Raw genomic sequence first — 17,738 nt, 5'->3', positions numbered from 1 at the left:
TGTGGTAAAGGGAGAATGGACGATGGCGGGCGGCACGGCAACGTGCCGCCCAATGCCGCTTGTGAACGTGGTCAGGGGTGTTTTCAAAAGTGAAAACAAATCATTCCATCAGGCCGTTTTCGGAAGATCTGGTTCCGGCAATCAAAGAGGCTACGGTCAAGGCCGTGACAATCATCCGTGGGTTTGATGTCGCTGCGTCTTATACGCGGGTGCAGAAAACACAGCTGCACGGATACGCTAACGTCAACCAGCCCTATATTGTGCCGCTGGATGTCGCGATAGATCTGGATCAGGCTGCCAACAGCTTTAGCGGCCATGCGCCTATCCTGACAGCTTATGCCCATGCCCTGGGATACTGGGCCATACCCAACCATATCGGCCCCGGAGACTTTGGGCGGGATATGGGGGATTTTGCTGAAACGTCAGGTGATATCCTCGCCACGGCAATGCGCATTTTGTCTGATGGACGGATAGACCCGCATGAGGCGCAGGAAATCGCGCCTAAGCTGGCCCATGCCAAGCTCATTCTGGAGCGGGCTCTTGCCTGCGTACATAAGATCCAGACGGATAACATGCCGCACCTGGTCTCAGATAGAGAGGCCGGATGATGGTGCGCGATACCCTTCTTACTGCCTCCCAGTTGTTTTCAGAACTGAATACAAAGATGGCTGAGGCAGGCGGCAATGATGCGTTTGCTGCGCTGCATGGCATCAATAAGTCGAGTCTGAGCAATATGGCGAACTGCCGCCGCAAGATTAGCAAAAAGCTGCTGGATGCGCTGGGGCTGGAAATGGTTGTCATGTTCCGCCGTAAGCAGCCAGCTCAGAAGACAAAGGGCAAGAAATAATGCGCCCTGAACTGGCAGAGTTTGACCAGAACGGAATCACACCATGGAGGATGCTGCGCAGCATGTCCCCAGAGCTACGTGGGGTTGTTACCAACCTGCACGATGCTCTGAAGGAAATGCGCTCATGCGTCTTTCGTGCAGGTAATCTGGTGCTGACGGATGAACAGGTGGCGCGGCAAGCGTGGCTGGAGCCTGATGCTCTGGCCCGTACGCTGCCAGTCATCATGCAGGCAGGGTTCATGGCTAAGGATGACGCAGGCGCGCTCTATAGCCCGCACCTGTATGATAAGCTGCTGAAGAAGGAAGAGCGCGAAGCCCGCAAGGCTCTTGCTGACCAATACTGGCAGCAGGCGGAAGAGACTGGCGTTATGCCGGAAGGCCTGACGCGGAAACAGATCTCTGCGCGCCTGAATGGAGCAAAGGGCGGACGCCGCCGCAAAGGTGAGACGCCGGAAGCTCATGCAGCCCGTCGGGCGCGTGAACTGCAGGAGCAGCAGGCCCAGCGCACCATGCCGCTGATGGGTGTTGTATCTGGCGGAAAAACCCAAACAGAAAACCCAAACAAGAAACCCAATGGGTTTTCGGTTACGGGAAATTCGGTTTCTGGGTTTCCCATAGATCTAGAAGAGAGAGATATACATATTCCTTCTAGTTCTATTTCTGGAGAAACCGAAAAACCCAAAACCCAGCCTCTGGATGATGCCCTGGTGCAGAAACTTGCTGCCCGGATGATGTCAGCTTCTGGTCTGGGTGCAGATCAGGCCGGGTTTGCGGTCTCTTTTGCTCGGGGATGGCTGGGGCAGGGCGTTTCTGAGGATCTGATCGTCTCTGCCATTGCAGCGCATCGCCGGAAAATGGACGAAAACCGGGAAACACCGCGTACCATGGGCGTGTTTAAGGCTCCGGTGCAGCGTGCAATATCCGGGGAAGGGGTGGCCGAGTTGCTTGCTGATGCGGCTCCGGACACCGCGCCCGCGCCTGAATGGAAGCAACAAGCTGATGAGGCCTGGCGCAAACAGTGTTCAGTCTACAGCTCCAGCATGCGGCAACTGGGCGACTTTGGCCGCCTCAACCGTGAGTGGCCAGAGATAGCGGCCAAACATGGTCTGCCTGCCTGTGAGCGAAGCCGTGCGGCCTATGAGGCCTATTTCCGTGAGGGTCTGGAGGTGGCGGCATGAAGCCGAGCAGGCTGAGCATGCTGTTGCGTAACCTGCGCTTGCGGGCGGAAGGGCGACCAAACCCCATTGATGCGATGGAAAGTCTGAAGGCCGCACTGGCTCAGGAACAAAAACGGCGCGCAGAGGCTGAACTGGAAATCACCACTCTGCAGCGCCGTTTGCATGCACACGAGAAACCCCGTGACGCCAAAGGACGGTACACGAGAAAATACGGGGCAGCAACGTGCGCGAGATTAAACCAACACCGGAAAGACTGGCCAAAGGCGACGTAACGGAAGTTTACGTTGAAGAGCAGAAGGGACAGCCGCCGCAGAGGCGGTTTCGTTCGTCTGGGGCGCTGTATGCGCTGCGCCGGGCCGGCACCATTACAGACGCCCATGTGGCGGCTGCGGAGCTATGGGCGCGGGACTATGAGACCGGTGTGCTGGGTGCCAGAGACCCGGAAGCAGGCCGCAAAGGCGGCGTAGCAGACCCCCATACCATCATGCTGGCCCGCGCCGCCGCTGTGAGCCGGTGCGAATACGTGCGTAAAGCCTTGGGCACAACAGGAGAAACCCTGCTGCGCCGCATGATGCTGGACGGCATGAGCGTGCAGGCTATTGCAGAGGCCGGCTCCACCCATAAACTGCGCGTTTCAGGCGCTATTGAGCTTGTTCTGGAGCAGTTGGTTGAGGTATTGGATTTATTGCCGGGGTCTTTTTGGGTAAAGAACGACCTTCATAAATGAAGGTCGGTGTACAAGATATCATGATATTAGAAATATCAATAAGATCGGTATTTGTAAAAGTTGTTGATTTTGAAATTATTTCTTTTGTTTCTTCCGTCTCTCCTTTTTCTTTTATTTGACTCCTTTTAATGCTTGCAATTAATATTAAATTTTCTCGTGCTTTTGATAATATTCCGGTTTCTTTTTCATTGAATAAAAATGGGACTTTAGAAAATGAATTGATTAGATCTTGTGCTACTTCTTGTAAATTTTCTTCTGTTTTAAATTTTTTAAAGCATATTTCTCCTCCATTATTGAAAAATGAATTGAATATCTCTAACCTTTTATCAAATAGGTCTAAATCAAGTTTGTTTTTTGCTATCTCTTTTTGCTCAGATGCAATGTTTCTTGCTAGTTTTGCGACATAAAGAGCAACTCCAGCGCTGAAAATTGATGCTGCAACTCCCAGAGCTGGTGCAGAAGCTACAATGTTTTCCCATATGCCATGCCGAACTTGAAAAACAGTAATCTGATTCAAAAACGGCAAATCTGGACTGAAAAGCTGCCAAGTCACGACTTAATATCTCCGGAACGTTAGAAATACTCTCCAGACCACATTTTTAGCGTTTAATTCTAGTCTTAAAAGAGAGAGCGTCAAGATTTCTCGTGTATTAAATAGGAAAGCACAATGTGTTGGAAATCATTCTATAGAATTAGTGAATTTCCCACTTGTGATTAGGAATTATTATTTATCAATATCTCTGCCCAAGGGCATCCATACTTTTGGACGTAGTAAGCCTCTGTCAAGGGATCTACTGTTCAGTGCCTTACGAGGGGGAGGGCAAAGAATAAGCAATCCCATGTTGGTGTTTTTATCTCGCTGAGTAGATAACATATATCCAGAGATATTTCCGTCTGTCTTAGGCGTAGTTCTTGTATAGCATCGAACGCCTAAATACACTTCTTCTGACCTGAGGTTAAATACCCTTAAATCCATTTTCTCCCTTAACCCGGTGGCGCCGTTCCAACGTATAGCGTGACATCTAATTTCATTATCAACCTTATAAAATTCCACTTCTTGCTTTCGATGCATTAAATATATTTCTAAAATCACCGCTCCGCGAGAAAGCTGCCATTTACGACCAATGTCATCTCGAGAAAATCGAATGGTATTTTTGGTAATATTTGTACGCGGATACAAAGATAATCCATATGCGGTCATTCCCAATACAGCTCCAGTGAATGTTGGAGCTGAGAAAGGGCGTCCCAATATCCCTAAGCCTTTGAATTCTCCGCTTTCTTTATGTCTGCCTGATATAATGGCGCCTGTCGTATCAGCTCCAGAAATTTGAGTTGCACCATCATGGTGGAAAGAGATTTTAATACGATTACTCGCCTTCTGGTAATCTGTAGCTATAGGGTCTGGTGGAGCAATTAAGTGGGAAAAAGTGTCTAATAATTGAATCTTAAAGATACCCACTTCATTATGTTCATAGCTAGGTACTAGCGCAAACCCACCATCAGGCAAACCATATGGAATAATTTTTGCAATATATCTCCACACTCCAGGAGAACTTTCGACAAGAATACGCTTTCTTTTACAACTACCCAAGTCAAAGGAGCTTTTGCACATAATCAGATCTCAATAAGAAAAACTAAATTATAACTGAAAAAATTTGAACTTAAACTTCTTTTGGTGAATATCAGACCATTAAAAATCGCTCTGATATTCATAGTTGGCACGATAGTGATAGCTTGACACTTACCCCTAACTTACACTAAACAGCTAGAATCTTCGAAGTCGTGTGTCCAAACTGGGCCCATGGCTTTTTTTATGTTTCCAGAAAAGTGAAGAAGCATGAGCCATCATGAGCAGCGCGTCTGCCGTGGGGCCGTTGTGCTGCGCGGAAAATGGCCGGTTCTTGTGGTGGCTGTTCGCGGTGTGCTGTGTGCGGTGGTGCCGCTGGCAGCGCCTTGCCTGCCGCATCACCGGGCAGATGTGCCGTTGGCGGGCTGCTCTGCGGTCCGTGGCCTCATTGCCCGGTGCGGCGCGTCGGTTCTTGTCAGGGCAGGGGGCCTTAGCGGCATTCTCGGAACAGTCAGCGCAGAGTGTCTGCGCCGGGTGGATGCCGCTTTGGCAGCGGAACACACGGCCCGCCACTTGGAGCGCCTGCGCCCCGGCGTGGTCCGCTGCGCTCTGGCCCGCGGGTATCGCCCCGGTAGCACGGGCCGCAAAATCGGCGGCGCACCCCACGCGGAATAACGGCATAAACGGTCGCTGAAAAGCGACATGATAACGCGGTATTATCTGACACGGCCTATCTGGCAATGTGTCAGATAACCTGCAAACACCCCATCAAACCCGTCAGATAACCGGAGTTATCTGACGCTTTTTGAGGGGTCAGAAAGACCCTATAACGTAGGATTTTCAAATGGTTAGCGGTGATCAGCCCAGATCGACCGCGCCAGCGAAGCCAGAAGAGGCATTTTGCCCGGCTGATATCATGCTGGTCAGAACGTGGCTCCATAACCGCAGCGAGAACACGGCGCGGGCCTACCGCGCAGACGTTGCGGAGTTCGCCCGCTTCACCGGAAAGCCGATGGCTGAGGTGCAGCTTGCCGACCTTCAGGAGTGGCACGACAGCATGAGCGGCGCGTCAGACGCCACGCGACGGCGGCGAATGAGCGCGGTCAAATCCGTTCTCACGCACGGCGCAAAGCTGGGCTTTCTGCCGCATGACGCGGGTGCCGCGTTCCGTCTGGAGCGCGGGCGCGACAGTCTGAACGAACGCATCCTTTCGCGTCAGCAGATGCTGGCCATGCTTTCGGCGGAGAAAGACCCGCGCCGTCACGCATTGCTGGCGCTTCTGTATGGCACAGGCCTGCGGCTTTCCGAGGCGTGCGGCCTGCGCTGGCGCGACATGACACGCCGCCAGTCGGGCGGCATTGCAACGGTATTCGGCAAGGGCAGCAAGACCCGGCACGTCCAGGTCTCGGCGTCATTGTGGAAAGAGATCGTGGCCGTGAAGGTCGATGGCGGGCCAGATGCGCCCGTAATCCCCGGCCATGATGGCGGTCCGCTTCACGTTCGCGCAGCACATCGCGTGGTGAAGCGGGCCGCGAAGCGTGCGGGATTGCCTGATGATGCGTCAGCGCACTGGCTCCGCCACGCTTTTGCGTCTCACCAGCTGGATGCCGGGCAGCCGGTCCATTGGGTGCAGGCGCAGCTCGGTCACAGTTCGCTGGCCACGACGACACGATACAGCCACGCCAACCCGGATGCGGTCGGCGCGGATCTTCTCGCCTGACGCAACGAGGGCGGGCAACCCTGACAATGACGGAGAACGACGATGCAAACCGTGCCTGACGGTTTCATGATGGACAGTCGCGGGCGGTTGGTACCGGAAGCGAATGTGCGCCCATCCGACAAGCTGCAAGATGACCTTGTGCGCCGCCTGCACCAGCAGGGCGACCCGGTGCGCCAGTTCATGCGGGATTTCAAGACGCTCTGCTTCGCTGAGGTTCATGCGTTTCTTGAGCTGGTTGCCGACCAGTACGGCACCAGGATCGGCGGCGAGAAAGGCAACGTCACGTTGTCGAGCTATGACGGCACGCTGCGCGTTACGGTGGCAGTCGGCAACTGCATTTCGTTCGGCCCGGAAATTCAGGCGGCAAAGAGCATCATTGATGGCCTGCTGACGCGGTGGTCTGAAGGTGCCAACGCCAACCTGAAAGCCATCGTGCTGGATGCGTTTGACGTTGGGCAGGCTGGCAAGCTTCAGGCCGCGAAGATCCTCGCCTTGCGCCGTCTGGAAATTGATGACGAAGAGTGGCAGCGCGCCATGACCGCCATTTCCAACAGCGTGCGCCTGGACGTGACCAAGGACTATGTGCGCCTGCACAAACGCTCTGGCGCGGAAGCCAAATGGGAGCTTGTGTCATTCGATATGGCCAAGCTGGACACATGAGCCGCAAACAAGCCGTTCTGACGTGCCTGAAGCCGCTTGTGGGCGTTCTGGACACCAGCATAGCCAAAGAGCCGCCGAAGCGCGCTGACGGCTTTTATACCGGCCCTGAATGGCGTGCCCTGATGAAAGAGATCAGGGCAGAGCGGCCAAACTGCTGTGAGCGGTGCGGACGCACCGGCGCGCGCCTGTTCGGGGATCATATCGTGGAACTGAAGGATGGTGGCGCTCCCCTGGACAAGCGGAACATCCAGCTTCTGTGCGGCTCCTGCCACACGGCCAAGACGGCGCAGGAGCGGGCGAAGCGGAACGCGGTGGAATACTGAAAAACGGCAGTTTTCCGCCATTTTGTGAAGGTATGCAGCCACATCATGAGGTGCGGGATTGATATGCATTTTCTCGATATGCTCGCACGTCATGCATGGCCGCCATGCATGCGCTTAGCGGGTAGGGGGGAGTGTCAATCTTGAGACGGCATCCGGCACCTGAACCGCGCCAGTGCCACGCGTGAAAATTTTTCCGTTTCTGAGTTTTTGAAGTGCGCACTTTGAGCGCAAAGGGAGGGGCTGTTGGCCAGAAAATCCGCTATCGACTGGGCAGCGGTCGAGACTGGCTTTCGCGCTGGGCGTCAATCAAACCGCCAGCTTTCGGAAAAATATGGCGTCTCTGAAAGTGCCATCCGCAAGCGCGCCAGCGCAGAAGGATGGGTGCGCACCAAACCGGGAAAAGTGCGCACTTCCACGCAAAGTGCGCACTATCCCGTGCGCACTACTGCTCCACCTGCCGAAAAGCCCCGTTCCAACCCGGCTGAACCTGTCGATCATCTCCTGAACGAGCGCATGAGCGCACTGGCATCGCGCCTGCTCGGTGAGCTGGAAGATACGACGGCCCATCACGGGGAAATTGCCCAGGTGATTGAGGCTGAAACGGCAGACGACAACAATGAGCGCCGCCGGAACGCCATGATGAAAGCCATCAGCACCAAGGATCGTGCAGAAACGCTGCGCACCCTGAAACAGATCCAGCAAATGGAGCAGGGGAAGGCTGGCAAAAAAGGCGTGAAGGAAGAGCGGAAAGAGGCCGCAGAAAAGGCCGCATCGGGCCGTTTTGCGCGCATGCCGTCTCCAAAATTGGTTGTGAGTAATGGCAAGTGACGCGCCGAAAAAGCCTGTAAGGGCTCGTCGTAAGCCCGCGCCACGCAAGCGCATATCGATGGCCAAAGCGGAGAAAGCCGCCGGTCTGACATGGACCACAGCCTGCCCAGACTGGGAAAAACGCATCAAGGCCGGGGAGAGCCTTGTGCCCTGCAAACCGCTGTTTCCTGCGGCGGCAGAGCAGGGCATGGCGGTCTTCAATGCGCTCAAAATCGTGGATGTGCTGCATGAGCCGACCATTGGGGAGTCCTGCCGGGACTGGCTGAAGGACTTCGCTGCGGCGATTTTCGGCTCCTATGACCCGGATACCGGCACGCGCCTGATTACAGAGTTCTTCCTGCTGGTCAGCAAGAAGAACACGAAATCGACCATTGCCGCCGGTGTGATGCTGACGGTGCTGATCCTGAACTGGCGGCAGTCTGCTGAGTTCCTGATCCTCGCACCTACCAAGGAAGCCGCAGACAACGCCTTCAAGCCCGCCCGTGACATGATCCGGGCTGATCCGGATCTTGAAGCCCTGTTTCATGTGCAGGACTACACCCGCATCATCACGCACCGGGAGACCGGTGCGACGCTGAAGGTTGTAGCGGCTGACGGATCTTCCGTTGTCGGCAAGAAAGCCACCGGCATTCTGGTGGACGAGCTTTGGGAGTTCGGGAAAAAGCCCGCAGCGGAAAACATGCTGATGGAAGCGACGGGTGGCATCGCCTCGCGTCCGGAAGGGTTCGTGATCTACCTCAGCACGCAGGCCGACGAAGAGCCGGCCGGGGTGTTCAAAAGCCGTCTGGACTATGCCCGCTCGGTGCGGGATGGAAAGATCAGCGCACCCCGCTTCCTGCCGGTCATCTACGAGTTTCCCCAGTCCGTGCTGGACAAACAGGGCCAGCATGATCCGGACAACTGGTACATGACTAACCCCAATCTCGGGGTATCAGTCTCGGAAGAGTTCCTGCGTGACAAATACGCGCAGGCCAAGGAGGCCGGAGAAGGCGTCCTGCGGGTCTGGATGGCCAAGCACCTGAATGTTCAGGTCGGTCTGTCCCTGCGGGAAAAAGCATGGGCCGGGGCCAAATACTGGGAACGGCGAGGCATCAAGTCTCTGACGCTGGAAGAGCTGAAGAAACGCTCTGACCTGATCGTCTGCGGCATTGATGGCGGCGGTCTGGACGATTTCCTGTCTCTGGCTGTGTTGGGGCGGGACGCTGAGACTGGCGAGTGGCTGCACTGGCAGCGCAGCTGGGTGTTTCATGACGTGCTGAAGCACCGGAAAGAAGAGGCCCCGCGCTATCTGGATTTCGAGAAAGAAGGCGACCTCGTCATCCTTAAGGATATGCGGGACGACAACCTACAGTTGGCGGATCTGGTGAAAGAGCTCGACCAGACGGGCAAGCTCTGCATGGTTGGTCTGGACCCGGCCGGGGTCGCGGAAATTGTCTTTGCTCTGCATGCGGCGGGCATTGAGCAGGAACGCATCGTCGGCGTCAGCCAGGGCTGGAAGATGACCGGGGCCATTAAAACCCTGGAGCGCAAGCTAGCGGATGGCACGTTCTCGCACGGGGCGCGGCCCATCATGGCCTGGGCTGTTGGCAACGCAAAAGCCCAGGCGAAGGGCAATAACGTGGAAATCACCAAACAGCTGGCAGGCGGGAAGAAAATCGACCCGCTTATGGCGCTGTTTGATGCTGTGTCCTGCATGGCCCGCAACCCGGAGCCACCTAAGCGCAGCATTTATGATCGGGAGGAATTATGGGAGTCCTGAACAGGCTGTTCGGCAGCACGCAGGCCCCGCGCACGGAACGCATAGAGCCAAGTTTTCAGGCTTCCGGAAATCCGGAAAACCCGACGACACCGCTGACCGAGATCCCCAGCTGGTCGGAATTTCTCGGGCTGGGGCCGGATCATCAGGACTGGGCACCGCGTGTCACGGAACGCACGGCCATGTCCTGCTCCGCCGTGTATCGGTGCGTGACGCTGGAAGCCGGCGTGATTGCGGGCCTCCCGCTGAAGATCTGGAAGCGGGAGAAAGACGGGCAGCGGATTGAGCAGCCAAACCACCGGCTTGCCCCTCTGCTGAACGTCATCCCGTATCAGGGCCGGTCTCTGACGGCATTCGCCTGGCGGGAACTGTGGGGCATCAATTTGTTGCTGTCGGGCAACCATTTCAGTGCCATCCGGTATGATGGTGCGGGCAGGGTGGTCGGGTTTGAATGTTTCCAGCCCTGGCAGGTGCAGGTGGTGCGGTTGCCCGATATCCGCGGTGTGAATTTCTATGTTTGCACCCATCTGGATGGCACGAAGGAGACCTTCACTCAGGACGAGATGCTGCACATTCCCGGACCCGGCTTTGACGGGATCAAGGGGCTGTCCCGCATTCAGGCCTTTGCCCGTGGCTCTATCGGGCTGGCCAGCACGATGGAAGAGCGCACCGGCCGCATGCACCAGAACGCAGCACTCCCCAGCGGGGTGATGCAGGTGCCGGACAAGATGAGTGACCCTGCCTTTCGCCGGATGCAGGCGCAGCTGCGGCAGAATTATGCCGGGGTGAGCAACTGGGGCCGCATAGTCATTGTGGATGAGGGGGCAAAATATACGCCTTTCCAGCTCAGCCCGCAGGATCTGCAAACCATTGAGGCGCGGGGCTATCAGGTCGCGGATATTTCCCGCTTCTTTGGTGTCCCGCTTCATCTGCTGAACCAGACGGAGAAAACCACCTCATGGGGCACCGGCCTGTCTGAAAACACGCTGGCCTACCTGATTTTTACGCTTGATGCGGATCTGAAGCGGATTGAGGCAGAACTGAACGCCAAGCTGTTTGCGTCCGGCTCCTGCTTTGTGGAGTTCGACCGTGAGGGCCTGCTTTCCATGGACCCGCTGAAGGCGGCTCAGGTGACAGCGCAGGAAATCAGCAGCGGGCAGATTACCATTAATGAGGGCCGGGCCAAACGCAGCCGTCCGCCGGTTCCGGGTGGGGATACCGTGCTGGTCAACAGCACGAACGTCCCGCTGGAGCAGCAGGCAGTGAAGCAAGTTAATCCAGCGCCCAACAAGAACTGAGGCACCATGTATAAATACAATTCGGCAGCCGCCCGGTTTTCCAGCCGGGCGCTCCTGGCGCATGCGCAGGCCGGACTGCCGCAGGAGCTGAGCACGCGCCCCCGTGCCGCAGCAGACCAGCCTGCGGAGATCTACCTCTATGACGAGATCGGCCTGTGGGGCGTTACGGCCAAAGACTTTACTCAGGCACTGCTGTCTGTCGGAACAGGTCCGGTGGATCTGCACATCAACAGCCCTGGCGGGGATGTGTTTGACGGTCTGGCCATGTATTCCGCCCTGCAAAGCCACGATGGCCCTGTGAATGTGATCGTGGATGGTCTGGCAGCCTCTGCCGCATCGTTCATTGCACTGGCGGGCACAACCGTCAGCATGGCCCCCAATGCCTTCCTGATGATCCATAACGCATGGGGCGTCGTCGTCGGAAATAAGGGCGACATGACGGATACGGCGGGAGTCCTGACCAAGATTGATGGGCAGCTTGCCAGCCTCTACGCGGGCAAAACCGGACAGAAACCCGATGCCATCACCCAGATGATGGATGCCGAAACGTGGTTTACCGCGCAGGAAGCCAAGGATGCCGGGTTTATCGACACCATTCTGCCCGCCAGCCAGAACAAGGCAGCCCCCACGCTGAAAGCTGGTGTTTTTGAGCATCAGCCTAAGCCGGCCGCCAACACCCTTTCCGTGCCGGACATTGCGGCCCGCCGCCGCATGGTCCGTCTGGCCGAAGCCGAAAGCTGACGCCCAACTCTCCGGATTTTCCGGACAGTTCACCTTCATTCCCTCAGCGGAGACAATTTGATGAAATCCAAGGAACTGCGCGCCAAACGGGCGAAGCTGATTGAAGACGCACGCGCTCTGGCCAACGGCGAGACCATGACAGCCGAGCAGGCCTCCCAGTTCGATGCCATGATGGCCGAAGCCGAGCAGATGATGGGGCATATCACCCGCATCGAGCAGTCTGAGAATGCCACCAAAACGCTGGCCGAGGGCATCGCAGCCCGCGCAGAAGACGGCGGCGTCAGCCCGGATCAGCAGGAAAGCGAAGAGAAGCAGCAGGTGCGTGTGTTCTCTTCCTGGTTGCGTGGTGGCATTGAAGCGCTTCATGGTGCGGACCGCACGCTGGCCATCAACCGTGTCATGGCCAGTCAGCAGTCCTTCAAAAACGATGGCAGCATGGGCACCAGCACTCCGGCTGGCGGTGGCTTCCTCGTTCCGCCGGCCTTTTCTGACCAGCTTCTGGTGGCGCTGAAGGCGTATTTCACGGGCCTTGATGAATTTGACGATATCACCACCGGAACTGGTGCAGATCTGCCCTGGCCGACCAATGATGATACGTCCCGTCGCGCCAAGATCGTGGGCGAAAATACCCAGATCGGCCAGAGTGGAATGAACTTCGGGAATTCCACCCTGAAAGTGTTCCTGTATGCGACGGACGCTATCCTGGTGCCCTGGACGCTGATGCAGGATAGCTTCATCGATCTGGACAGTTATATTCGGACGTGTCTGGGGACATGCTTTGGCCGCACGCTGGCGGATCATCTGACGACCGGGACCGGGGATGGCATGCCGCTGGGCGTGCTGACGGCAGCAGCAGCTGGCCCGACTTCCAAAGCAGCAGGCATCAGCTACGATGATCTGCAGGAACTGATTTACAGCGTGGACCGTGCCTATCGTTCGGGCGCGAAATTCATGTGCAACGACGAAACCACGAAGCAGTTCGCGCTGCTGAAAGACACCATCGGGCGGCCGCTGTGGGTTCCGAGCCTGACATCTGGCGTTCCGGATACGCTGTGCGGTTATCCGGTAGTGCCGAATGACAGCATGCCCGACCCGACGGCAGGTGCAACGCCGCTCCTGTTCGGCAACCTGAAAAACTACAAGTTCCGCACGACCAAAGCGGTCTCCATCGTGCGCCTGAATGAGCGTTACGCTGACGCTCTCCAGACCGGTTACTTCGGCTATGCGCGGTTTGGTGGTGGTCTCCCGACTGCAGGCCAGCCGCTCAAAAAGCTGGTGATGTCTGCCGCTGCTCCGGCTGAACCCACAGGGGGCTGATAATCCGTGATCAGCCTCGCTCTTGATGGTCCTGCCGATGCGGTCCCGCTGGCGCTGCTGGCGGACCTCAAGGCGGATCTGGGACTCACAGATGACAGCAGTGATGCGCGCCTTACGCGCCTGCTGCTGGATGCCTCCAGCATGGCGCTGGCCTATATCGGTCAGCCCATCCTTTCCGGCCTCTGGACAGAAGAGATTCAGATCGAACGGGCGGACCGCCTGCGGCAGATCGTGCTTTCTGCACGGCCTCTGCTGTCAATCCAGAGCCTGAAACGCAACGGGGCGGACTGGACGGCAGAGCAGATTTCCGGCCTCGTTATCGACCGCAAGGCCGGACTGCTCTCCTGCCCGCCAGAGGCGCGTCATCACTGGCATCCGGGCCATTACGTCCTGACCTATCAGGCCGGATACGTGCCGCCGTCCATGATAGACGGCACGGTGCAGACTGGCACGCTGCCGCCTGTCATCAGTCGGGCGGTCATCCTGACAGCATCTGCCCTATGGGCGGCAGGGGACCGGGATCCAAACCTGAAATCGGAAAGCGTGCAGGGGGTGGGCTCAACCAGCTGGGCCACAGCATCCGGCACCGGTGGCATGCCGCAAAGTGCTGCTGACATGCTGACACCATTCAGGGGGTAGGTCATGGGATGGATTACACAGGCACGCCGCCGCCAGATCAGCGCCAAAGGCCGCCCCATGGTCATTAAGCGCCCCGGCAAACCCGCAGGCGTAACCATGCAGGCCTATGCGCCTCCGGCACAGGCTGCCCAGATCATTGATGGCATGGGGAGCGCCGCCTTTCTTGCCCAGGTGATGGCGGACGCTCTGACGGCCCATGGGACGCCTGCCAAGGACGACACGGTGCAGGACGGTCCCAAAACCTACACGCTGACAGACGCGACGCCGGTCTATGACGGGCCAACCCTCTGCGGCTGGACGCTCATTGCAGCAGGAGGCGAAAGCCATGACGACACCGGCAGTCTGGTCTGATGCCTGGGCTCGCGCCACAGCCGCTGCAAAGGCGGACGGGACGCGGGTGCTGGATCAGGCCGCACAGAACCCGGACGTGCCCACCGGGCCATTCTGGGTCATGGAAACCACGTCCGGCACGTCTGACCGCGCCGGGGCCGGTGATCCGGTCAATGTGGAAGACGGCACTATCTGGCTGCACCTGATGGTGCCCAGAGGCACCGGCTCTCTGCCAGCCCTGACCAGCCGCAAGGCCATGTCCAATGCCTTCAGGGCCGCAACCGGCCTGCCGGAAGGCCTCGCCTATCATGAACACAGTTTCGACCCACCGGACCTGAATCAGACGGGCAACCGCATACGCTTCAGTCTTGGGATCGACTATCAGTATCAGGATATTCTGACATGAAATTCTTCCCCCTTTACGAAACCGCGCCCGGTGCCGGCACCTACGAACTTGGCTCTGCCGAGATTGAGGCAGACAGCACCTCTGCGGCCGTCGCCATTGCAGAGCAGTCCGCTCCGGAAGGCTGCCGCACAGGCGTCTGGCCGTACAAGGCTGTCGCTGGCCTCCCGGATAGTCAGGCGCCAGCAGCTGATGAAGTCGGGAAGCTCTATGATGTGCTCTCCCAGCCTGCAGGCCCGACCGGCAATTTCGCCCCCAGCGGGCAGGTGTTCGGCTCATATTCCACTGATGCCAGCGGGATGGCGCTTTCTCTGGAACGGTTCTTCGGTTTCCGGCTGGGCCTGATCCCGCAGGGTGAAAAGCCCGCACCGGCAGCAGCGCCCGCACCGGCCTCCTCCAGCGGCACGACATCTGCTGCGGCGACAACCTCTGGTAGCGCCTCAACCGTCAGCTCCGGCGGCTCTGCTACCCCGGCCGGCTAATCAGCCAGCCATCATCTGTCTTTCACAGGCCGCCACTGAGCGGCCTTTTTTTATGGGGTGAGAATGGCCTACACGGGCGCTACAACCGGCTTTGCCGCCGGTGCAGAAACTAATGACAGTGCAGTCGATTACGCGCTGGAAACCATTTATAACCAGCCGCCGACCGGGGCATATCAGGCACTGCGCTATACGGGCTTCTCGCTGGCGGTCAATGAAACCGAAACCCAGCCGGATGAAATCAATGACACTCCGGAGATGGCCCAGTCTGTCCTGATAGGCCGCACCGCGCAAGGCGATACTTCCGGAATTCTGTCTGCCATCACATATGATGATTTTTTGTCCGGGGTCATGACAGCAGACTGGTCAGTTATTTCCCAGGCTGCCACAAGCAGCGTTACAATCTCAATTGCAAGCCGGGATCAGTTTCAGGCAGGTAATGACACAATTTCAGCTAAAGATTCGACAGGCATTGTTGATGTCTTTAGCGAAATCGTCTCTGGAGACATTGTCTCTATTTCTGACCCATCTGTTGGGATTTCTGCATCTTACGCAGTCACCAAAATCAGCGGCGGCGTGATTTATTTCAGCCCCGGCACATTTGATGGAATCCTTGATAAAATTGCGACATTGTCAGGAGAGGCCGGTGGCACGTCTGGGAATCTTGGCACGGGGGCAATCGTCTCATGCACCTTTCTGAAAAATGGGAAAATTGGGAAATCGTTCACGTTCCGGAAAAAGCTTAATTCCAAACTGGAAATGTATTCCGGGACCATGGTCAATCAGGCCCAGATCACGCTACAGAAGGGGCAGCCTGCGACAATCAGTTTTGACCTGGTTGGGTCTGACCTGATCGTATCTGACACCGATATTGCCTCTTCCGTTACGCCTCGTACGACAACACCTCTGATCGATACGGTTACAGGCTTTTTGGGATGTAGCATTTTCGGAACTACCCCATCGGGTTGCATCCAGTCTGCCACGATTACGCTGTCCCGTGATGGGTCTGGGCAGGATACTGGCATGGGGCATGTTGGGGCTTGTGGTATTCGTTTCGGCAGTTTCAAAGCTGCTATGGAAATCACCTATCTGTTCCGTGATTATCAGCAGTTTACGGACTGGAAAAACGGGAAAACCGGCCCTGTCACCGTCGGTGTGCAGGGATCTGACGGGATCGGCTATCAGTTCAATGTCCTGAACGGTATTATCCGAAACCCAAAAACGCCGATTTCTGGAAAAAACCAGACTGTGGTGGCGACAGTTTCCATTACCGCCAACCCGATTTCTGGCGGCGGGACTTTCGCAATTTACAAAACCAAAAACTGACCAGGGCTTTTGCCTGTTTTTGTCCCTTAACATTGGATGAAAAGCGGGACGGCTCTGTCTCATGCTTCAATACAGGCCGCCACTGAGCGGCCTTTTTTTATAGGTGCCCCATGGCTATTCTTGCAGACCTCAAAACCGACAGCGCCGCCATTAACGATGGCGAATGGAAGAAAATCGACAAATACCCCGGCCTTGAAATCAAGAGCCGTGGCTTCACTGATCAGTTCATTGATGCGCAGAGCCGCCGCCTGCGCAAAGTGGCGGAAAAATACCGTGGCGATGTTTCCGCCATTCCCAACGCCGTGCGCCGCCAGCTGAATGCGGAACTGCTGTGTGATTTTCTCGTGCTGGATGTGCGTGGCCTGTTTCATGACAAAGCACAGAAGCACGCAGTCTCGCTGGAAGAGTTCAAAAATCTTCTGCCTAACCCGGACTACCGCGAACTGATGGGCGCATGCTGGGAAGCTGCTGGTCTGGTCACGACCGAAGCCGGCAAGCAGGCCGAGGACGCAACGGGAAACTGATAGCGGCGCTCAGCTGGTGGCTGGAATGGGGATCGTATGACGAAACCCTGTGGGCGGATCTGGAAGGCACCGAAGAGGCCCGCGTGGACCCGCTGCCGGAATGGCAGTGGATCTGGCGGGCCTGGCATCGGCTCTCTGCTGAGCGCCCGCACGTCACGCAAGGGTTTGGTGTTCCCATGGGCGGCACGGTCATTGAAGGTCGCCCCGGTGTGATCCCATGGAGCGCCGTCCGGAAATGGGCAGAGCATCATGGCCTGAGCCTGGCAGAAATGGCCCTTCTGGATCGCGTCCTTCTGGCGATGGATGGCGTCTATATCCAGCACTGGGCTGCGAAGTTTAAAGCAAGGGTATCCTGATGGCGATTGCTGAAAAACTGAATGCCCGCATCCAGCTGATGGTCAGCCGGACAATGAATGGGGCGCAGTTCAAATCCGTGATCGGCAACCGTATCCGGAAGGAGCGGGATGACCTGATCGCGTCCGGAGCAGCCGCGCCGGGCTATGTGCGCCGTGTGGATGGCAGCCTGGGCAAGCCGGAAGAGGACGTGCGGCTGCATGGTGGCTCTGTCACATACATTTTCAGCACGATTGCCCAGGCGACCAACTGGGCGCTGACGGAATGCCGCAACCGCTCCCCCGTCAGCAGTGGGGCGTTCCGGGATAGCTGGGCTGTACTGGTAAATGAAAAAATCTGGATGAAATCTCTGGCACAGATTCCAAGCGGGTCTGAAGTCTGGATCGTCAACACCATGCCGTATGCCCGCAAAATTGAAGTGGGCGGCCAGCAGATCCGCGTGCCGCCGCGTATTGTGGAATCCGTCCGGCAGTCCCTGATGCGGCGTTACAAGCGCGTCAGGGCGCTGCGGGCCTTCAAGCCGCTTCAGGGCGGCCGGGACGCACGGGGCGACCCTGTCCCCTACATCCTGCGGAGTGCAGGCATCGCGTCGGGGATCTCATGGAACAAAAAAGAGGGCTGGGGCCGCAAGCATGCCGCCTACGTCAGCCGGCGCAAAGACCGGCAGGCCGGTGAGCAGATGCTCTACCCAACCCTCATACTGACAGAGAAATGGTAAAAT

General features: G+C 57.1%; 24 protein-coding genes. 22 read left to right on the top strand and 2 right to left on the bottom strand.

The window, feature by feature from the left end:
• The first annotated feature begins 89 nt into the window (after window positions 1-89).
• The 5 genes from ACHQGU_RS07565 to ACHQGU_RS07545 are packed head-to-tail and all read left to right on the top strand — an operon-like array spanning window position 90 to window position 2,752.
• Window positions 90-608, top strand: coding sequence for a hypothetical protein (locus tag ACHQGU_RS07565; RefSeq protein WP_395494523.1), 519 nt, complete (start codon window positions 90-92; stop codon window positions 606-608).
• The gene (locus tag ACHQGU_RS07560; protein WP_395494522.1) at window positions 605-847 is read left to right on the top strand and encodes a hypothetical protein; all 243 of its coding nucleotides are present in this window, start codon (window positions 605-607) and stop codon (window positions 845-847) included. The genes ACHQGU_RS07565 and ACHQGU_RS07560 overlap by 4 nt, the downstream gene beginning before the upstream one ends.
• Entirely contained in the window at window positions 847-2,025 is a 1,179-nt protein-coding gene (locus tag ACHQGU_RS07555) for a hypothetical protein (protein ID WP_395494521.1), read from the top strand. Before ACHQGU_RS07560 ends, ACHQGU_RS07555 begins: the two co-directional genes overlap by 1 nt.
• Complete coding sequence (locus ACHQGU_RS07550) at window positions 2,022-2,297, top strand: hypothetical protein (protein ID WP_395494520.1); 276 nt, start codon at window positions 2,022-2,024, stop codon at window positions 2,295-2,297. Before ACHQGU_RS07555 ends, ACHQGU_RS07550 begins: the two co-directional genes overlap by 4 nt.
• Window positions 2,249-2,752 (top strand): hypothetical protein, encoded by a 504-nt coding sequence (locus ACHQGU_RS07545; RefSeq protein ID WP_395494519.1) that lies wholly within the window; start codon window positions 2,249-2,251, stop codon window positions 2,750-2,752. Before ACHQGU_RS07550 ends, ACHQGU_RS07545 begins: the two co-directional genes overlap by 49 nt.
• Here ACHQGU_RS07545 and ACHQGU_RS07540 read toward each other — a convergent pair.
• Together ACHQGU_RS07540 and ACHQGU_RS07535 are read right to left on the bottom strand one after the other, a co-directional pair.
• Complete coding sequence (locus tag ACHQGU_RS07540) at window positions 2,667-3,305, bottom strand: hypothetical protein (protein ID WP_395494518.1); 639 nt, start codon at window positions 3,303-3,305, stop codon at window positions 2,667-2,669. The two genes, ACHQGU_RS07545 and ACHQGU_RS07540, sit on opposite strands and share 86 nt — an antisense overlap.
• A gap of 171 nt (window positions 3,306-3,476) precedes the next feature.
• Window positions 3,477-4,364 carry a hypothetical protein gene (locus ACHQGU_RS07535; RefSeq protein ID WP_395494517.1) on the bottom strand — a complete coding sequence of 296 codons (888 nt, stop codon included), beginning with the start codon at window positions 4,362-4,364 and terminating at the stop codon, window positions 3,477-3,479.
• Window positions 4,365-4,589: 225 nt separating this feature from the next.
• On the opposite strand from ACHQGU_RS07535, the gene ACHQGU_RS07530 reads away from it, so the two are divergent.
• The 17 genes from ACHQGU_RS07530 (at window position 4,590) to ACHQGU_RS07450 (ending at window position 17,735) form a co-directional block, all read left to right on the top strand.
• Complete coding sequence (locus ACHQGU_RS07530; RefSeq protein ID WP_395494516.1) at window positions 4,590-4,994, top strand: hypothetical protein; 405 nt, start codon at window positions 4,590-4,592, stop codon at window positions 4,992-4,994.
• A gap of 169 nt (window positions 4,995-5,163) precedes the next feature.
• The gene (locus ACHQGU_RS07525) at window positions 5,164-6,039 is read left to right on the top strand and encodes a tyrosine-type recombinase/integrase (RefSeq protein WP_395494515.1); all 876 of its coding nucleotides are present in this window, start codon (window positions 5,164-5,166) and stop codon (window positions 6,037-6,039) included.
• A gap of 42 nt (window positions 6,040-6,081) precedes the next feature.
• Window positions 6,082-6,699: a DUF3164 family protein gene (locus ACHQGU_RS07520; protein ID WP_395494514.1), complete on the top strand. Its 618-nt coding sequence runs from the start codon at window positions 6,082-6,084 to the stop codon at window positions 6,697-6,699.
• Window positions 6,696-7,022, top strand: a complete 327-nt coding sequence (locus ACHQGU_RS07515; protein WP_395494513.1) for an HNH endonuclease signature motif containing protein — start codon at window positions 6,696-6,698, stop codon at window positions 7,020-7,022. The genes ACHQGU_RS07520 and ACHQGU_RS07515 overlap by 4 nt, the downstream gene beginning before the upstream one ends.
• A 243-nt stretch (window positions 7,023-7,265) precedes the next feature.
• Window positions 7,266-7,850 (top strand): terminase, encoded by a 585-nt coding sequence (locus ACHQGU_RS07510; protein WP_395494512.1) that lies wholly within the window; start codon window positions 7,266-7,268, stop codon window positions 7,848-7,850.
• Window positions 7,840-9,609: a terminase large subunit gene (locus ACHQGU_RS07505; protein ID WP_395494511.1), complete on the top strand. Its 1,770-nt coding sequence runs from the start codon at window positions 7,840-7,842 to the stop codon at window positions 9,607-9,609. The genes ACHQGU_RS07510 and ACHQGU_RS07505 overlap by 11 nt, the downstream gene beginning before the upstream one ends.
• Window positions 9,597-10,904: a phage portal protein gene (locus tag ACHQGU_RS07500; protein WP_395494510.1), complete on the top strand. Its 1,308-nt coding sequence runs from the start codon at window positions 9,597-9,599 to the stop codon at window positions 10,902-10,904. The genes ACHQGU_RS07505 and ACHQGU_RS07500 overlap by 13 nt, the downstream gene beginning before the upstream one ends.
• A 6-nt stretch (window positions 10,905-10,910) precedes the next feature.
• Window positions 10,911-11,645, top strand: a complete 735-nt coding sequence (locus tag ACHQGU_RS07495) for a head maturation protease, ClpP-related (protein WP_253550800.1) — start codon at window positions 10,911-10,913, stop codon at window positions 11,643-11,645.
• Between the two features lie 60 nt (window positions 11,646-11,705).
• Entirely contained in the window at window positions 11,706-12,962 is a 1,257-nt protein-coding gene (locus tag ACHQGU_RS07490) for a phage major capsid protein (RefSeq protein WP_253550797.1), read from the top strand.
• Window positions 12,963-12,968: 6 nt separating this feature from the next.
• Window positions 12,969-13,601, top strand: coding sequence for a phage head-tail connector protein (locus tag ACHQGU_RS07485; protein WP_395494509.1), 633 nt, complete (start codon window positions 12,969-12,971; stop codon window positions 13,599-13,601).
• A 3-nt stretch (window positions 13,602-13,604) separates the two neighbouring features.
• Window positions 13,605-13,952, top strand: coding sequence for a hypothetical protein (locus tag ACHQGU_RS07480; protein WP_395494508.1), 348 nt, complete (start codon window positions 13,605-13,607; stop codon window positions 13,950-13,952).
• The gene (locus tag ACHQGU_RS07475; RefSeq protein WP_395494507.1) at window positions 13,927-14,337 is read left to right on the top strand and encodes a hypothetical protein; all 411 of its coding nucleotides are present in this window, start codon (window positions 13,927-13,929) and stop codon (window positions 14,335-14,337) included. Before ACHQGU_RS07480 ends, ACHQGU_RS07475 begins: the two co-directional genes overlap by 26 nt.
• A complete protein-coding gene (locus tag ACHQGU_RS07470) occupies window positions 14,334-14,816 on the top strand; it encodes a hypothetical protein (RefSeq protein ID WP_395494506.1) in 483 nt (160 codons plus the stop codon). Before ACHQGU_RS07475 ends, ACHQGU_RS07470 begins: the two co-directional genes overlap by 4 nt.
• Before the next feature lie 63 nt (window positions 14,817-14,879).
• Entirely contained in the window at window positions 14,880-16,139 is a 1,260-nt protein-coding gene (locus tag ACHQGU_RS07465; protein ID WP_395494505.1) for a phage tail tube protein, read from the top strand.
• Between the two features lie 110 nt (window positions 16,140-16,249).
• A complete protein-coding gene (locus ACHQGU_RS07460) occupies window positions 16,250-16,663 on the top strand; it encodes a hypothetical protein (protein ID WP_395494504.1) in 414 nt (137 codons plus the stop codon).
• Complete coding sequence (locus ACHQGU_RS07455; protein ID WP_395494503.1) at window positions 16,594-17,019, top strand: hypothetical protein; 426 nt, start codon at window positions 16,594-16,596, stop codon at window positions 17,017-17,019. The genes ACHQGU_RS07460 and ACHQGU_RS07455 overlap by 70 nt, the downstream gene beginning before the upstream one ends.
• On the top strand, window positions 17,019-17,735 hold the full coding sequence (locus ACHQGU_RS07450) for a hypothetical protein (protein ID WP_395494502.1): 717 nt from the start codon (window positions 17,019-17,021) through the stop codon (window positions 17,733-17,735). The genes ACHQGU_RS07455 and ACHQGU_RS07450 overlap by 1 nt, the downstream gene beginning before the upstream one ends.
• The last annotated feature ends 3 nt before the right edge of the window (window positions 17,736-17,738 follow it).

The organism is Acetobacter sp. KSO5 (assembly GCF_044094635.1).
Lineage (GTDB): Bacteria > Pseudomonadota > Alphaproteobacteria > Acetobacterales > Acetobacteraceae > Acetobacter > Acetobacter cerevisiae.
The sequence above is the reverse complement of the archived record's forward strand: the minus strand, read 5'-3'. Positions and strand labels throughout refer to the sequence as shown.

Bases quoted from the DNA above. Each gene is read 5' to 3' on its own strand.
- ACHQGU_RS07560 (WP_395494522.1), top strand. From the start codon at position 605: ATGATGGTGCGCGATACCCTTCTTACTGCCTCCCAGTTGTTTTCAGAA.
- ACHQGU_RS07465 (WP_395494505.1), top strand. From the start codon at position 14,880: ATGGCCTACACGGGCGCTACAACCGGCTTTGCCGCCGGTGCAGAAACT.
- ACHQGU_RS07515 (WP_395494513.1), top strand. From the start codon at position 6,696: ATGAGCCGCAAACAAGCCGTTCTGACGTGCCTGAAGCCGCTTGTGGGC.
- ACHQGU_RS07525 (WP_395494515.1), top strand. From the start codon at position 5,164: ATGGTTAGCGGTGATCAGCCCAGATCGACCGCGCCAGCGAAGCCAGAA.
- ACHQGU_RS07555 (WP_395494521.1), top strand. From the start codon at position 847: ATGCGCCCTGAACTGGCAGAGTTTGACCAGAACGGAATCACACCATGG.
- ACHQGU_RS07455 (WP_395494503.1), top strand. From the start codon at position 16,594: ATGCTGGGAAGCTGCTGGTCTGGTCACGACCGAAGCCGGCAAGCAGGC.
- ACHQGU_RS07495 (WP_253550800.1), top strand. From the start codon at position 10,911: ATGTATAAATACAATTCGGCAGCCGCCCGGTTTTCCAGCCGGGCGCTC.
- ACHQGU_RS07450 (WP_395494502.1), top strand. From the start codon at position 17,019: ATGGCGATTGCTGAAAAACTGAATGCCCGCATCCAGCTGATGGTCAGC.
- ACHQGU_RS07520 (WP_395494514.1), top strand. From the start codon at position 6,082: ATGCAAACCGTGCCTGACGGTTTCATGATGGACAGTCGCGGGCGGTTG.
- ACHQGU_RS07490 (WP_253550797.1), top strand. From the start codon at position 11,706: ATGAAATCCAAGGAACTGCGCGCCAAACGGGCGAAGCTGATTGAAGAC.
- ACHQGU_RS07530 (WP_395494516.1), top strand. From the start codon at position 4,590: ATGAGCCATCATGAGCAGCGCGTCTGCCGTGGGGCCGTTGTGCTGCGC.
- ACHQGU_RS07470 (WP_395494506.1), top strand. From the start codon at position 14,334: ATGAAATTCTTCCCCCTTTACGAAACCGCGCCCGGTGCCGGCACCTAC.
- ACHQGU_RS07480 (WP_395494508.1), top strand. From the start codon at position 13,605: ATGGGATGGATTACACAGGCACGCCGCCGCCAGATCAGCGCCAAAGGC.
- ACHQGU_RS07550 (WP_395494520.1), top strand. From the start codon at position 2,022: ATGAAGCCGAGCAGGCTGAGCATGCTGTTGCGTAACCTGCGCTTGCGG.
- ACHQGU_RS07475 (WP_395494507.1), top strand. From the start codon at position 13,927: ATGACGACACCGGCAGTCTGGTCTGATGCCTGGGCTCGCGCCACAGCC.
- ACHQGU_RS07500 (WP_395494510.1), top strand. From the start codon at position 9,597: ATGGGAGTCCTGAACAGGCTGTTCGGCAGCACGCAGGCCCCGCGCACG.
- ACHQGU_RS07460 (WP_395494504.1), top strand. From the start codon at position 16,250: ATGGCTATTCTTGCAGACCTCAAAACCGACAGCGCCGCCATTAACGAT.
- ACHQGU_RS07505 (WP_395494511.1), top strand. From the start codon at position 7,840: ATGGCAAGTGACGCGCCGAAAAAGCCTGTAAGGGCTCGTCGTAAGCCC.
- ACHQGU_RS07535 (WP_395494517.1), bottom strand. From the start codon at position 4,364: ATGTGCAAAAGCTCCTTTGACTTGGGTAGTTGTAAAAGAAAGCGTATT.